We start from the raw sequence: 12,921 nt of genomic DNA, 5'->3' as shown, positions 1-12,921 counted from the left end.
TTGAATTGGCGTGGGTTGAATTGGCTGGATTATGCTGGCTGATGCTAAGGTAGGTTACAGGTCCCTGAAGCTGCAAGCGGCGTGGATTTCGCAGCCTTCCCAGCGTCAGGTGAGCGTGCCGGTTTTACGGAACTGAAAGAGATGACTGTGCCTTCCGATGTTTCCTCCTGCGCCGTTTCCTCTTCGCAGCCGGTAAATGCCGCCCGGTCACCAGGGGCTTTACTGGGCCCTGAAGACGCGTCGCCCTTCCGCAGCTGGGCTGAAGAACGACCGACGCCTTTCGTGCTGGTCAGCGATCATGCCGGGCGCAGCGTACCGGACCGCCTGGGTGACATGGGCGTGCCGGCGGAGCATTGGGAACGCCACATTGCCTGGGACATCGGCATCCGCAATGTTGCCCGGCAGCTGCATGAGCTTCTTGGCGCTGCCTGGGTAGAGCAGGTTTATTCCCGCCTGGTGATCGACTGCAACCGCCGCCCGGGCCACCCGACCTCCATTCCCCCTGTCAGTGACGGCACCCCTGTACCTGCCAATGCGGCTCTGGCGCCCACGGCCCGGCAGCAACGTGAAGAGGAAATCCTGTTGCCCTATCACGAGGAAATCGCCCGGGTGCTGCAGGCGCGCGGAGACCGGCCGACCTTGATCGTTTCCCTGCACAGCTTCACACCTGAAATGAATGGTCGTGCGCGTCCCTGGCAGATTGGGTTGCTGCATGATCATGACCCTGAAAGTGCGGCGCTGTTCAGCCGGCTTCTGCAGGCAAGCGACCCTGCGCTCTGTATCGGTGATAACGAGCCTTATGCCCTGACGCGCCAGAATGACTATACCGTGCCGCGTCATGCCGAGGACCGGCAGCTGCCGGCGCTGGAACTGGAGATCCGCCAGGACCTGATCACTGACGAGGCCGGCCAGGCCTTCTGGGCCGAGCGCCTTGCCGATCTGCTGCCCCGCTTCTGGCAGGCCAGGTACCAGCTGCAGGCTGATGGGAGCCGGAGGTGACTGCGAGAGTGACTGATTGTAATGTTGAGACCAGGGCGGCTGGGACGGACAACGCACCTTCTGCCCCGAAAACCGTTTCAGAAGGCTGTCCAAGGGTCATGCTTGACGGTCACACCCGGTTGGCAGGCGTGATCGGTTGGCCAGTCAGTCATTCCCGGTCCCCGCTCATGCATAATTATTGGTGCCAGCGTTACGGCGTGAATGGCGCCTATGTGCCCTTGCCGGTTGCCCCTGGTGCCCTGGAACCGGCTTTGCGCGGCCTGGCAGCATCGGGTTTCCGGGGCGTGAATGTGACCATTCCTCACAAGGAAGCAGCCTTTGCCCTGTGTGACGAACTTTCCCTGACCGCTCGCCGTGCGGGGGCGGTCAACACAATCTGTTTTCGGGACGGAAAGATTATTGGTGACTGCACGGATGGCAGCGGTTTCTGCGATAACCTCGAAGCCCATGGCGTGAGCGGAGACGGCAAGAGGCCTGGAAATGCTCTTATCCTGGGGGCGGGGGGAGCAGCGCGGGCCATTGCCGCTGCCCTGCTGGACCGCGGCTGGCGGGTGTGCCTGACCAACAGGTCAGCTGATCGGGCCGTGAAACTGGTTGCGGTTCTGGGCGGAGAGGGGAATCTTGAGCAGATTCCCTGGGAAAGCTGGCCCCAGGCATTGGAGCGCATGGATCTCGTGGTCAATGCCACATCTTTGGGCATGGAAGACAGATCAGAGGCGGCAGGGCCGGATCAGGCCCTGGTTCAGTCCTGGAAAAATTCCCTGGCTCATGCTGCGCACGATCTTTGCGTTGCGGACATCGTCTATACCCCGCGCCGGACTGCGCTGCTGCAGGCAGCGGAAGAACATGGGCTGAAAACGGTGGATGGCCTGGGCATGCTGATTCACCAGGCCCGTCTCGGCTTTGAAGCCTGGTTCGGGACGGCGCCTGCCATAGACAGTGGCCTCGTCGCGCTGCTTGAAGCTGATCTGGGCAAAGGCTGAAAGGTGAAAGCCCTGCCTACGAAAGGTGCTGAAAGAACGACAGTGCTGGGCCTGACCGGCGGCATGGCAGCCGGGAAAACGACCGTGGCCCGGGCTTTCCAACGCCTGGGGGTGCCTGTTTTCAATGCGGATGCGGTTGTCAGAAAACTTCAGGGGCGGGGCGGGGCGGCTATTCCTGCGCTGCAGCAGCTGCGGCCTTCCGTTATCAGTAATGGCTGTGTGGACCGGGCGGCGCTGCGGGCTGAATTGGCAAAGGATCCGGGGCTGCTGAAAAAGCTGGAAGCCATTTTGCATCCTCTGGTCCGCAAGGAACGTCAGCTGTTCCTCAGGCAATGCCGGGCCCGTGGTGTGCCCCTCTGCGTGCTGGATGTGCCGCTGCTTTGGGAAAGCGGGGCAGCAGCCAGCTGTGATCTGGTCCTTGTCGTGGAAGCCGCGCTTCCAACGCGCCTGGCTCGTGTGAAGCACCGTCACCTCCTGGGTGGGCGCATGACAGTGGCGCTGGCTCGCCAGCTTATGGCATGTCAGATGAGCGATGAGGAAAGGCGCGCCCGGGCGGATCTTATCCTCTCTACCGAAGGCAGACCGGCAGGCGTGCAGCGCCAGGTCCGGCGCCTGGCTTGGGCGCTGCGAGGAGGCCGTTCAGCTTTGCGGCAGGACAGGGACTGCAGCTCTCGACGGCGCGCGCCTGGACGCAGAACGATCATGGAGGAACTGGGAGCTCATGACGCGCACCATACTTTTTGATACGGAAACGACGGGTTTCGACCCCGACCAGGGCGACCGTATTCTGGAAATAGCCGCTCTGGAGCTTGAGAACGAGCTGCCGACGGGACGGCATTTCCATGTGGTGATCGACCCGGAGCGCCCTATTCCCCCCGATGCCACCCGTATTCACGGCTTTACGGATAATGACGTGCGCGGCAAGCCCAAGTTTGCCGAGATTGCCGAAGATTTCCTGGCGTTTGTGGGGGATTGCCGGATGATCGCCCATAATGCGACGTTCGATTTCAGATTCATCAATGCAGAGCTGGAACGGTGCGGGCAGCCGACCTACGATTATGACAGCCGGGCGATTGATACCGTGCTGATGGCGCGACGCAAATATCCTGGCCTGCCAGCCAGCCTGGACGCGCTGTGCCGCCGTTTCGGCATCGATCTTTCAGCGCGCGGGACCCACAATGCCTTGCTGGATTGCCAGCTTCTGGCACAGGTCTATGTGGAGCTGATAGGCGGCCGGCAACGGGGCCTGGGCTTGGAAGCAAACCGGAGAGAGCAGGAAGCGCAGGCAACCACCGCCACGCGCCGCGTTGCGCCCGACCGTAGGCCGCGCCCGATGCCGATGCCGTCCCAGGATCTTCTCCAGCGCCACGCAGCATTCCTGAAGACCGTCACAGACCCGATCTGGGAGCGGCGTGATTGAAATTGCAGTTCGGCACCCGGGCTTGCGCAGCGTCCAGCAGGGCTGAACGTGTTTCTGGCATGAAAATTCTCTTCATTACCGCCCATCGCCTGGGAGATGCTGTTATTTCCCTGGGGGTTCTCAACGGGTTGATGGACCGCTATCCCGAAGCGCGATTCACGGTCGTGTGCGGGCCGATGGTCGAGGAGCTGTTTCAGTTCATGCCGCGTTGCGAGCGCTTGCTCGTGCTTGAGAAAAAACCCTGGAACCGCCACTGGTTCGCCCTGTGGCGGCACTGTGTCAGGCAGCGTTGGGAGCTTGTGGCTGATCTGCGTTCCTCTCTCGTAAGCTTTGGCCTGAGATCCCGGCGTCGCGTGGTGGTGCAGGGGGGGCGACGCCCAGGGCTGCGCATAGCCCATCAGGCCCGTGCCTTCGGGTTTGCGCAGGTGCCCCTGCCGCGGCTCTGGATCGGGTCGGAAGTGCGGAAATGGGCTGAAACTTTCCTGGCCGCCGGGTCAGGAAATAAAGAAAAAACGCGCTGGTTTGCTCTGGCGCCGACAGCTGGGACAGAAACCAAGTGCTGGCCTGCAGCCCATTTCGCCGAGCTGGGGCAAAGATGGCTGGACAGAGGATACAGACCGCTGGTTTTCTACGGACCGGGCGAGCGGGAGCGCGCGCAGGCCCGGGAACTCCTGGCACGGCTGCCAGAGGCCTGGGATCTGGGAGGGCAGCTGACCTTGGCCCAGGTCGCGGCCCTGCTGGAACGCTGCCAGTTTTTCGTCGGCAATGATTCAGGCCTGATGCACCTGGCAGCCTCTGTCGGTATACCGAGTCTGGGCCTGTTCGGCCCCAGCTGCGCGTCCCAATACGCCCCTGCAGGCCTGCGGGCGCGTGCCGTGCCCGCGCCGGGAAAAGAGGGGGCGGGGGATCTGCAGGCTCTTGAGCCCGCGCAGGTGGATCAGGCTCTGCTGGCGCTTCTGCAGCAGGTGCGCTGAAGCTTATGATGGAACGTCAGAGATTTTTCACAGACTTACGGGAGCGCGAAACGCGATGCATTACGATCTGATCATCCGTAACGGCACGGTGATGTTTCCGTGGGGAGCGGCGGAAGCGGATATCGGTGTCAGAGACCAACGCATCGCTTCCCTGTCGGTCACCACCCAGGATGAGGCGGACCAGGAGATCGATGCGACTGGCCTGCATGTTCTGCCGGGACTTTTTGATTCCCATGTCCACCTGCGCGACCCCGGAAAATCAGATGTGGAGACCATGGAAACGGGCACGCGTGCCGCTGCATTGGGTGGCATCGCGACGCTGTTTGACATGCCCAACACCACGCCACCCGTTACCGATCGCAACATGCTGGCGTGGAAAAGGCGGCATATTGAAGAGGTGGCGCATGTCGATGTCGGTATTTATGTGGGCGCCACGCGTGAGAACACGCCTGAGCTGGCCGTGTTGGAAGAGTTCCCCGGCGTCTGCGCCATCAAGGTGTTTGCGGGCTCCTCCACCGGCACACTGATGATCGAGGATGATGCAGGGATCGAAGCCGTGCTCAGGTCCGGCCACCGGCGGGTCGCTTTTCATTCAGAGGATGAATATCGCCTTCGGGAACGGCGGGCGCTGTTCAAGCCGGGGCAGGATTACGCCAATCATGCGCAGTGGCGTGACGCCGAATGCGCCTGGCGCGGCACCGGACGCATTCTGGCCCTGGCGCGCAAGACCGGGAGGCCTGTCCATATCCTGCATGTCAGCACGGCGGAAGAACTGGAGGAACTGGCGCAGAACCGGGATCTGGCCACCGTGGAGGTTCTGGCCAACCATCTGACCCTGGTAGCTCCGGACTGTTACGAGCGCCTCGGTGGCCTGGCCGTCATGAACCCGCCCATTCGTGATGCGCGTCACAATGAGGCCTGCTGGCGGGCCATCCGCAATGGTCAGGTGGATGTGGTCTCGTCAGACCATGCGCCCCATCCGCTTCAAGCCAAGAAGCGCCCCTGGCTGGAAGCGCCGTCCGGTCTTACGGGGGTGCAGACCCTGCTTCCTGTCATGCTGAACCATGTCAATGCAGGCAGGTTGAGTCTGGCCCGCCTGGTGGATCTGATGGCAGCCGGCCCGGCGCGTGTCTACGGCGTGGCCAATAAAGGGCGCATTGCTGTGAGTTTCGATGCGGATTTCACGCTGGTGGACATGAAACGTTCAGCTACGATCACCAATGACTGGATCGCCACCAAAGCAGGCTGGACCCCTTATGACGGCATGAAGGTCACAGGCTGGCCGGTAGCGACGATCGTGCGCGGCCGCGTTGTGATGCGTGACGGGGAGTTGGTGACGCCTTCAACAGGCAGATGTGTGCGTTTTCTGCCGTGATGTTTCCGGCTGTGAGAGAGAGGGGCGGCTGGGGGAGTGGTTTCGCCCGATTGCCACAAGCGCCTGAATTGGATAGAGCCTTCTTCAGTGTTTACCGAGCGTGTGCCGCAACCTATGCTGGCCGTGAGTGCAACAACTGAAATCCGACTGGGAAACGCGTGGCGGACGAAGAGATATTTCACGGAAATAACGAGGCCCAGAGTCTTCAGCAGCTGCGTGCGAAGCTCAGGCAGGGGCTGATGGTCGGCGGGGTGGTGCTTCTGGCCATCTGTGCAGGCGCGGGCGGCTGGGCCTGGCAGCGGCACAGCCTGCATCTTGCCCAGCAGAAAGCCTCAGCACGTTATTTCACCGCCCTGCAGCTTCAGAACAACGCGACCAACCGGGAAAAAGCCGCCCAGGAATTTGCTGATCTCGCAGCTCATGCGCCTGACGGCGTCCGCAGTTATGCGGCCATGCGCCTTGCCGATTACCGGGCGCGCACGGGTCAGCTTGGAGAGGCCAACACGCTCTGGCAGCAGGTGATTCATGACAGAAAGGCCGACCCGGCTCTGCAGGGCATGGCACGTTTTCTGGTTCTGAACATGGCGCTGCAGCATGGCAGTCTGCCGCCCGCAGAACTGCAGAAGGGGTTTGAGGCGCTTATCAAAGACAATTCATCCTGGAGCGGACTGGCACGCGAAGGCCTGGTCGCTCTTGACCTTCAGCCGGGCGCTACACAGGCACAACAGGCAGAAGCGAAGCGGTTACTGGGGGAAATCGTGCACGCCCCCGATACAAGTGCCGCCCTGCGTGAACGGGCAAGTCTGGTTCTGCAAATTCTGGGAGAGGCCGGATGAGCCATCGTTCCGTTTCCAAATCAGCTGATTCCGCGTTGAAGCTGTCCGAAGGACTGGGGCGTCGCGCGTTGCTGCGTATCGCCACTTCAGGCGCTGCGCTTGCATCGCTGAGTGCCTGCGGCATTTTCGATGATGATGAGGCCAAACCGATTCTGCCCGGCAAGCGCATTGACATTCTCTCCACAGGTGCCGGTCTGCAGGTGGCGCCCAATCAGACAGAGCCGGTGGTCTTGCCGCCCGTCGAGGATGTCACCTCCTGGCCGCAGCAGGGACGCATTTCCTCCCATCTGGCTGTCAATGGCAGCTGGTCGGGCACCAAGCTGCTCTGGAGCCGGTCCATCGGCGATGAAGTCGATCCGTTCGACCTGCTGTCCACGGTTTTCTTCTTTCCGAATGACCGTGGCTATCTCCAGTCCCCTCCCGTGGTGGGAGACGGACGGATCTATACGGTTGATGCACGCGGTCATGTGCGCTGCTGGACATGGCCGAAAATGAACCTGGTCTGGCACCGTGAGCCTGCCAAGCATACGCGCTCGCCGAATCTGGGCGGCGGTATCGCTCTGGACGGCGATGCGCTTTACATCGTGGACGGCGTTTCACAGGTCATGGCGGTGGATGCTGCGACAGGGCACACGAAATGGAAGGTGCCTGTCAGTACGCCGGGTCGTTCAGCCCCGACGGTCAATGAAGGCATCGTGGTCTTCACGACGATCGATGACCATCTCTATGCGCTTGATGCCGCAACGGGGCAGCAGCTCTGGTCGCATCCTGCGAGCGTCGTGCACACGCAGATCTTCGGCCAGGGTGCGCCGGCTTTTGTCGATGGCGTTGTCGTGGCCGGGTTCGGCAGCGGGGAGCTTGTTGCCTTCCGGGCGCGCTCGGGTGAAATCATCTGGAGCGACAGTCTGGGCGGGCAGAACGGTCTGGGCGCGCGCCTCGACTTTGCCTGCGTGCGCGGTGCCCCTGTCATTGTGGACGGCACTGTATACGCGATTTCCATGTCGCAGGTGATGGTGGCGATCGACATCCGGTCCGGCCGGCGGCTCTGGGAGCGTGAGGTCAGCGGCCAGGACCCGCTCTGTGTCTGCGGGGACTGGCTGTTCGTCGTCTCGCTCGACCAACAGCTTGCCTGTGTGCACCGCCTGACCGGCCAGGTACGCTGGATGACGCAGCTGCGGCGCTTCGTGCACAGAAAGCGCCAGAAGGGAGCCATTTTCTGGGTCGGGCCGCTTCTGGTTGCCAACAAGATCGTCTGTTTTTCCTCAGCGCCAGAATATGGCATGACAGTTGTTGATGCCCAGACCGGCAAGATTGAGCTGGAACATGACATTCCATCTTCCTGCCAGGTTCAACCGATTGTCTGTGACGGTAAGGTGCTGGCTCTCGGTCAGGATGGAGTGTTAAGAGCATATGGCTGAGACTAAAGAAGGCGGAAAGCTGCCAGTCGTCGTTATTGCAGGTCGTCCGAATGTGGGTAAATCCACGCTGTTCAACCGGTTGGTCGGGCGCCGGCAGGCCATCGTCTCCGATGAGCCGGGCGTTACCCGTGACCGTAAGGAGGGCGAGGCGCTTCTGCGGGGGCGGCGGGTAAAGCTGATCGATACGGCCGGGCTGGAGGAATCCGCCCCCGAAACCCTTTACGGGCGCATGCGCTCCTCGTCGGAAGAAGGTGTGGCGCAGGCTGATCTGGTCGTGTTCTGCGTTGATGCACGCGCCGGCCTCACCCCGGTTGATGCGCATTTTGCAGCCTGGCTGCGTCGGCAGAACCGTCCGGTGCTGCTGGTGGCCAACAAGGCGGAAGGGCGTGCCGGAACGGAAGCGGCCATGGAAGCGTTTTCGCTGGGGCTCGGTACTCCGCTGGCGCTTTCAGCCGAACATGGCGAAGGCATTGCTGACCTGATGTCGGAAATCGCCGAGCGCCTGCCTTCCCAGGAAAGCAAGGCGGCTGCCTCTGAAGAAGAGGAAGAGGCCAAGCCGCTGCGTGTGGCTATCCTCGGCCGACCCAATGCCGGCAAGTCCACGTTGCTGAACACCCTTCTCGGGGAAGAACGCATGATCACCGGCCCTGAGGCCGGGCTGACCCGTGATGCAGTCAGCGTGACAATCAATGACGGGGAAGGGCCGGTCGAGATTGTCGATACGGCAGGCATGCGCAAGCGGGCACGGGTCAATGAATCCCTTGAACGCATGTCAGTCTCGGCGGCCATTGAAGCCATGAAGATGGCCGAGGTGGTCGTGCTGGTCATTGATGCCGAACGCGGTGTGGACGAGCAGGACCTCCAACTTGCCCGCCTGATCGAGCGTGAAGGGCGTGCCTGTGTTCTGGCGCTCAACAAATGGGATACGGTTGAAGACCGGCAGGCCGCCCGCAAGGCGGTCAGCAACCGGATCGAAACTTCGCTTGCCCAGATGCGCGGCATTCCCGTCGTGACCTTCTCAGCGCTGACTGGCGCGGGCGTGAAGCGTCTGCTGCCCACAGTGCGCGAAGCGGCTGAAGTCTGGAATGCCCGTGTGAGCACGGGCGAGCTCAACCGCTGGTTTGAAGAAGCGCTTGAGCGCCATCAGCCCCCGCTTGTGGGAGGACGGCGCCTGAAGCTGCGCTATATCACCCAGGTGAAATCCAGACCGCCAACCTTCGTGATTTTCGGCACGCGTGTTGATGAACTGCCGGAAAGTTACAAGCGCTATCTGGTCAACGGCCTGCGGGAGACCTTTCATCTTCCTGGCACGCCGATCCGCTTGCAGCTGCGTTCAGCGCGCAATCCCTATGCGGATCAGGACAGCAAGAAATGAAATGTCAGCCAGGCGGCCGGCCCATCTGAACGGAAGCCTGTATCATCAAGCCCCGGGAATGAGAGCGGCCAATGAGCGGGAAGACCCCTGACGCCCAGCTTCATGAAGGCGAGTATGATCCCGAGCGCCATGCGGGGCTTTATGGGGTGCGGCGTTTTCAGGCCATGTCGGCTGTTCTGCTGGCCCTGGTGCTGTCGGTTCTGGATTACGCCATTGCCAATGTGGCTTTGCCGACCATAGCGCAGGATCTTCACACCAGCCCTTCACGGGCCATCTGGGTGGTGAATGCCTACCAGTTGGCGAATCTGTCCTGCCTGCTGCCCTTGGCGGCCATTGGCGGGCGGATCGGCTTTGCGCGCATGAACCAGTTGGGGCTTATCATTTTCATGATTGCCTCAGTGGCCTGTGCGCTGTCGCAGAGCATTCTGGAGCTGACCCTGGCCCGCGCCCTGCAGGGCGTGGGAGGCGCGTGCATCATGAGCGTCAATATCGGTTTGGTGCGTTTTATTTATCCCCATCGCCTGCTCGGGCGCGGCATCGCGCTGAACGGTCTGTTCGTAGGGCTCGGCGTGGCGACAGGACCGACATTGGGGGCGTTTATCCTGGCGCGGGCCGGGTGGCCCTGGATTTTCTGGATCAATCTTCCCCTGGGATTAGCTGCTTTCATTCTGTCTGTCCTGGCGATGCCGAAGACGCCGCGCAGCCCACACCCTGTCGATATCCAGGGGGGCATTCTCACAGTCCTGGCCTTCGCCGTGACCGGGTTGGGGCTCGACAGCCTCATGCATGCTGATTTCTGGCCCGGCACTACCCTGACTCTGACCGGAATCGGCTTCTGGATCTGGCTTCTGCGCTGGCAGAAGGCGCATCATGAGCCGATCGTGCCGGTTGACCTGCTGGCCCGCCGACCCTTTTTCATCGCCTGTCTGGTGAGTTTCTGCGGATTCGTGGCCTCCAATCTCTATATCGTGGCCATGCCCTTTTCGCTGGTGGATACCTTCCACCGCAGTACCACCATGGTCGGTCTCCTCATCGCCCCCTGGGCGGCGGGCGTGGCCATCATGTCCTTTCTGGTTGGGCGGGTATCGGACCGGATTCCGGCAACCATCCTCTCATCCCTCGGCCTGATGGTGACGGGAACCGCTTTCGCCCTTTTATGGCTGCTGCCGCCGGAGGCCACCAACGCCATGATCGCCTGGCGCACCCTGCTGGGGGGGTTGGGTTTCGGATTGTTTCAGCCCCCCAACAACCGCGCCATCATGGTTACGGCCCCTCCGGGGCGGGAAGCGGGAGCAAGCGGCATGCTGTCGGTTTCGCGCCTGTCGGGCCAGACGATCGGCGCTTTTCTGGTGGCAGGGATCTTCACGGTTTTCTCCCATCCCGCCTTTCTGTGCCTTGGGGCCGCAAGCTTTGTCGCATTTCTGGGCGCCTCACTGAGTGCAGGGCGCGGTTTATTCCGGCCCCGCCGCTTGATCACACAAAATTCCACAAGGCCTTGAGGGTGGCTTTTACAGGGAAAGACCCAGGCGCCCGGATATGAAAGCCAGCGCGAACAGCATTCCGATCGGAACATTGTTTCTGAAATCCTGCAGGCAGCGCCGTGGATTGCAGGGGGTGAGATGGGTGCCCTGCCACAACAGCCAGAGGGCGGCCGCACTGAAGAAGATCCAGAAGAAGCCTGCCAGATGGGCCCGCAGGGCGCAGAGGCCGAAGAGGGCGAGCGTGCCTGCATAACAGAGGGTTACGAACAGGCGTGCATGTCCCACCATCAGGCGGGAGGTGGATTTGACCCCGATGCGTGCGTCATCCTCCATGTCCTGAAAGCCGTAGACCGTATCGAAACCGAGCTGCCAGAGAATGACACCGCCGTAGAGAAGCAGCCCTGTCACATCCAGCGTGCCGTGGGCTGCGGCATATCCCATGGGCGCGCCAAAGCCGAAGGTAATGCCCATGATAAGCTGGGGCCACCAGGTGAAGCGCTTGGCAGTGGGGTAGAGGGCTACCAGCACAAGGGCCAGAGGCGTAAGCGCCCAGCAGATGGGGGGAAGTTGCAGCAGAACCGCCAGCCCTCCCAGCAGCAGAACCGCCAGCAGAAAAAAGGCCTGGCGCAGCGACAGCGCGCCGGAAGCCAGCGGACGGTTGGCAGTGCGGCTGACCCTGGCATCAATCTTGCGGTCCCAGATGTCATTGACCACGCAACCGGCTGAACGCATGAGGACAGCCCCGATGGCAAAAAGGACCACGTCTTTCCAGCGCGCCGCATCGGAGACGCCTGCCGGCAGAAACAGTCCGTAAACACCCGGCAGAAACAGCAGCCAGCATCCGACAGGCCGGTCAAGGCGCGTCAGAAGGGCATAAGGGCGCCAGGAAGGGGGCAGGTGGCGGATCCAGCCATTGTGGCGGAGGTCGGTATGGGGTGCATCTGCTGGGGAGGGGGACGGCATGGAAGGCATGAAAAAGTGATCGGGCAGAAACCGTCTTCGGTCAACCTTGACGGAGCGTGCTTCCGGCTCTGGTCCCGATCCAGGACTCTGACAGCACACGCGGTGAACACAGGGTGAAAGAAAGACTGGAGTGCCGGCGGTGAAAGCGATATGCGGAAGGGATGAGCCGCTCTGAGCCCCGCCTGTTCTGCCAGCCCGATGACAATGCTTTCGCAGCCGGGGCTGAAATCGCCCTTTCAGCTGAACAGGCGCATTATCTTGCCAATGTTCTGCGTCTTTCCAGCGGGCAGGGCGTGCGGTTGTTCAATGGGCGCGACGGAGAGTGGCAGGCGGTTCTGACGACCCTGCGCAAGAACCGGGCCACTGCCCAGCTGCAGGCCTGCGCAAGGCCTCAGAAAGAGACCGAAGGGCCGGAGCTGCTTTTCGCTCCGCTCAAGCGTGATGCCACAGAGCTGATGATTCGCATGGGCACCGAGATGGGTGTGTCCCGTTTCCGCCCCGTCATTACGGCGCGAACCAACACACACCGCCTCAATCTGGAGCGGCTGGGTCTCATTGCCTGTGAAGCGGCTGAGCAGTGCGAACGCCTGGACGTGCCTGGTGTTATGCCGATAGAGCCTTTGGCAGCAGTCCTTGCCCGCTGGCCCGAGCGCCGCAGTCTGGCTGTCGCGCTGGAGCGCCATGTACATGCCCCGCCGCTGGTCGAAGCGGATGCGCTTCTGATCGGGCCGGAAGGTGGTTTTTCGCCTGAGGAAGTGGCGCGGCTGGAAAAGCTTGCTTCCCTGCGGCCATTGTCGCTGGGGCCTCTTGTTCTGCGTGCGGATACGGCCGGTTGTGCAGCGCTTTCACGCCTGAACGCGGCAGCAGCCCTGAAGGGGGGCTGAGAACCTGGAGGTTTCAGTTCTGCTTGGGGGCAGTTGAGCGGCGCCACTGTGCTGGTCGTGTCGGTGAAAAGACGTTAAGATGAACGGACTTTTCGACCGTCGCGCCCGATTGAAGCATCCCGCGAGCCCCGAAGCAGGTACTTCTTCTTCCCGTACCGAGATTTTTCAACTCCTCATTTCAACTCCTTGCAACAGGCACAGGGCTTCCGAGCG

General features: G+C 61.8%; 12 protein-coding genes. 11 read left to right on the top strand and 1 reads right to left on the bottom strand.

All coding sequences use genetic code 11. The features are described from left to right. Positions 1 to 141: 141 nt before the first annotated feature. The 10 genes from E3E11_RS00430 to E3E11_RS00385 all read left to right on the top strand — a co-directional run bounded on the left by E3E11_RS00430 (position 142) and on the right by E3E11_RS00385 (position 10,879). A complete protein-coding gene (locus tag E3E11_RS00430; RefSeq protein ID WP_141450680.1) occupies positions 142 to 999 on the top strand; it encodes an N-formylglutamate amidohydrolase in 858 nt (285 codons plus the stop codon). 98 nt (positions 1,000 to 1,097) lie between these two features. Then, entirely contained in the window at positions 1,098 to 1,982 is an 885-nt protein-coding gene (locus E3E11_RS00425; RefSeq protein WP_141450679.1) for a shikimate dehydrogenase, read from the top strand. 3 nt (positions 1,983 to 1,985) lie between these two features. Continuing rightward, on the top strand, positions 1,986 to 2,726 hold the full coding sequence (gene coaE, locus E3E11_RS00420) for a dephospho-CoA kinase (RefSeq protein WP_231118929.1): 741 nt from the start codon (positions 1,986 to 1,988) through the stop codon (positions 2,724 to 2,726). Next, entirely contained in the window at positions 2,704 to 3,402 is a 699-nt protein-coding gene (gene dnaQ, locus E3E11_RS00415; protein ID WP_141450678.1) for a DNA polymerase III subunit epsilon, read from the top strand. Before coaE ends, dnaQ begins: the two co-directional genes overlap by 23 nt. Before the next feature lie 59 nt (positions 3,403 to 3,461). Beyond that, positions 3,462 to 4,376, top strand: coding sequence for a glycosyltransferase family 9 protein (locus E3E11_RS00410; RefSeq protein ID WP_141450677.1), 915 nt, complete (start codon positions 3,462 to 3,464; stop codon positions 4,374 to 4,376). A gap of 55 nt (positions 4,377 to 4,431) precedes the next feature. Next, positions 4,432 to 5,751, top strand: coding sequence for a dihydroorotase (locus tag E3E11_RS00405; protein ID WP_141450676.1), 1,320 nt, complete (start codon positions 4,432 to 4,434; stop codon positions 5,749 to 5,751). A 158-nt stretch (positions 5,752 to 5,909) separates the two neighbouring features. Continuing rightward, on the top strand, positions 5,910 to 6,587 hold the full coding sequence (locus E3E11_RS00400; protein WP_141450675.1) for a tetratricopeptide repeat protein: 678 nt from the start codon (positions 5,910 to 5,912) through the stop codon (positions 6,585 to 6,587). After that, positions 6,584 to 8,005, top strand: a complete 1,422-nt coding sequence (locus E3E11_RS00395) for a PQQ-like beta-propeller repeat protein (protein WP_141450674.1) — start codon at positions 6,584 to 6,586, stop codon at positions 8,003 to 8,005. Before E3E11_RS00400 ends, E3E11_RS00395 begins: the two co-directional genes overlap by 4 nt. After that, positions 7,998 to 9,380 carry a ribosome biogenesis GTPase Der gene (gene der / locus E3E11_RS00390; RefSeq protein ID WP_141450673.1) on the top strand — a complete coding sequence of 461 codons (1,383 nt, stop codon included), beginning with the start codon at positions 7,998 to 8,000 and terminating at the stop codon, positions 9,378 to 9,380. The genes E3E11_RS00395 and der overlap by 8 nt, the downstream gene beginning before the upstream one ends. A gap of 71 nt (positions 9,381 to 9,451) precedes the next feature. Continuing rightward, complete coding sequence (locus tag E3E11_RS00385) at positions 9,452 to 10,879, top strand: MFS transporter (RefSeq protein WP_141450672.1); 1,428 nt, start codon at positions 9,452 to 9,454, stop codon at positions 10,877 to 10,879. Between the two features lie 9 nt (positions 10,880 to 10,888). On the opposite strand, the gene ubiA is transcribed toward E3E11_RS00385, so the two are convergent. Beyond that, a complete protein-coding gene (ubiA, locus tag E3E11_RS00380) occupies positions 10,889 to 11,833 on the bottom strand; it encodes a 4-hydroxybenzoate octaprenyltransferase (RefSeq protein WP_231118928.1) in 945 nt (314 codons plus the stop codon). A gap of 152 nt (positions 11,834 to 11,985) precedes the next feature. Here ubiA and E3E11_RS00375 point away from each other — a divergent pair, with 152 nt between their 5' ends. Next, positions 11,986 to 12,708: a 16S rRNA (uracil(1498)-N(3))-methyltransferase gene (locus E3E11_RS00375; protein WP_141450671.1), complete on the top strand. Its 723-nt coding sequence runs from the start codon at positions 11,986 to 11,988 to the stop codon at positions 12,706 to 12,708. The last annotated feature ends 213 nt before the right edge of the window (positions 12,709 to 12,921 follow it).

Origin of the sequence: Oecophyllibacter saccharovorans (assembly GCF_006542375.1) — a bacterium.
In the GTDB taxonomy this organism is placed as follows: domain Bacteria; phylum Pseudomonadota; class Alphaproteobacteria; order Acetobacterales; family Acetobacteraceae; genus Oecophyllibacter; species Oecophyllibacter saccharovorans.
This window is presented reverse-complemented; position numbering and strand designations above follow the sequence as displayed.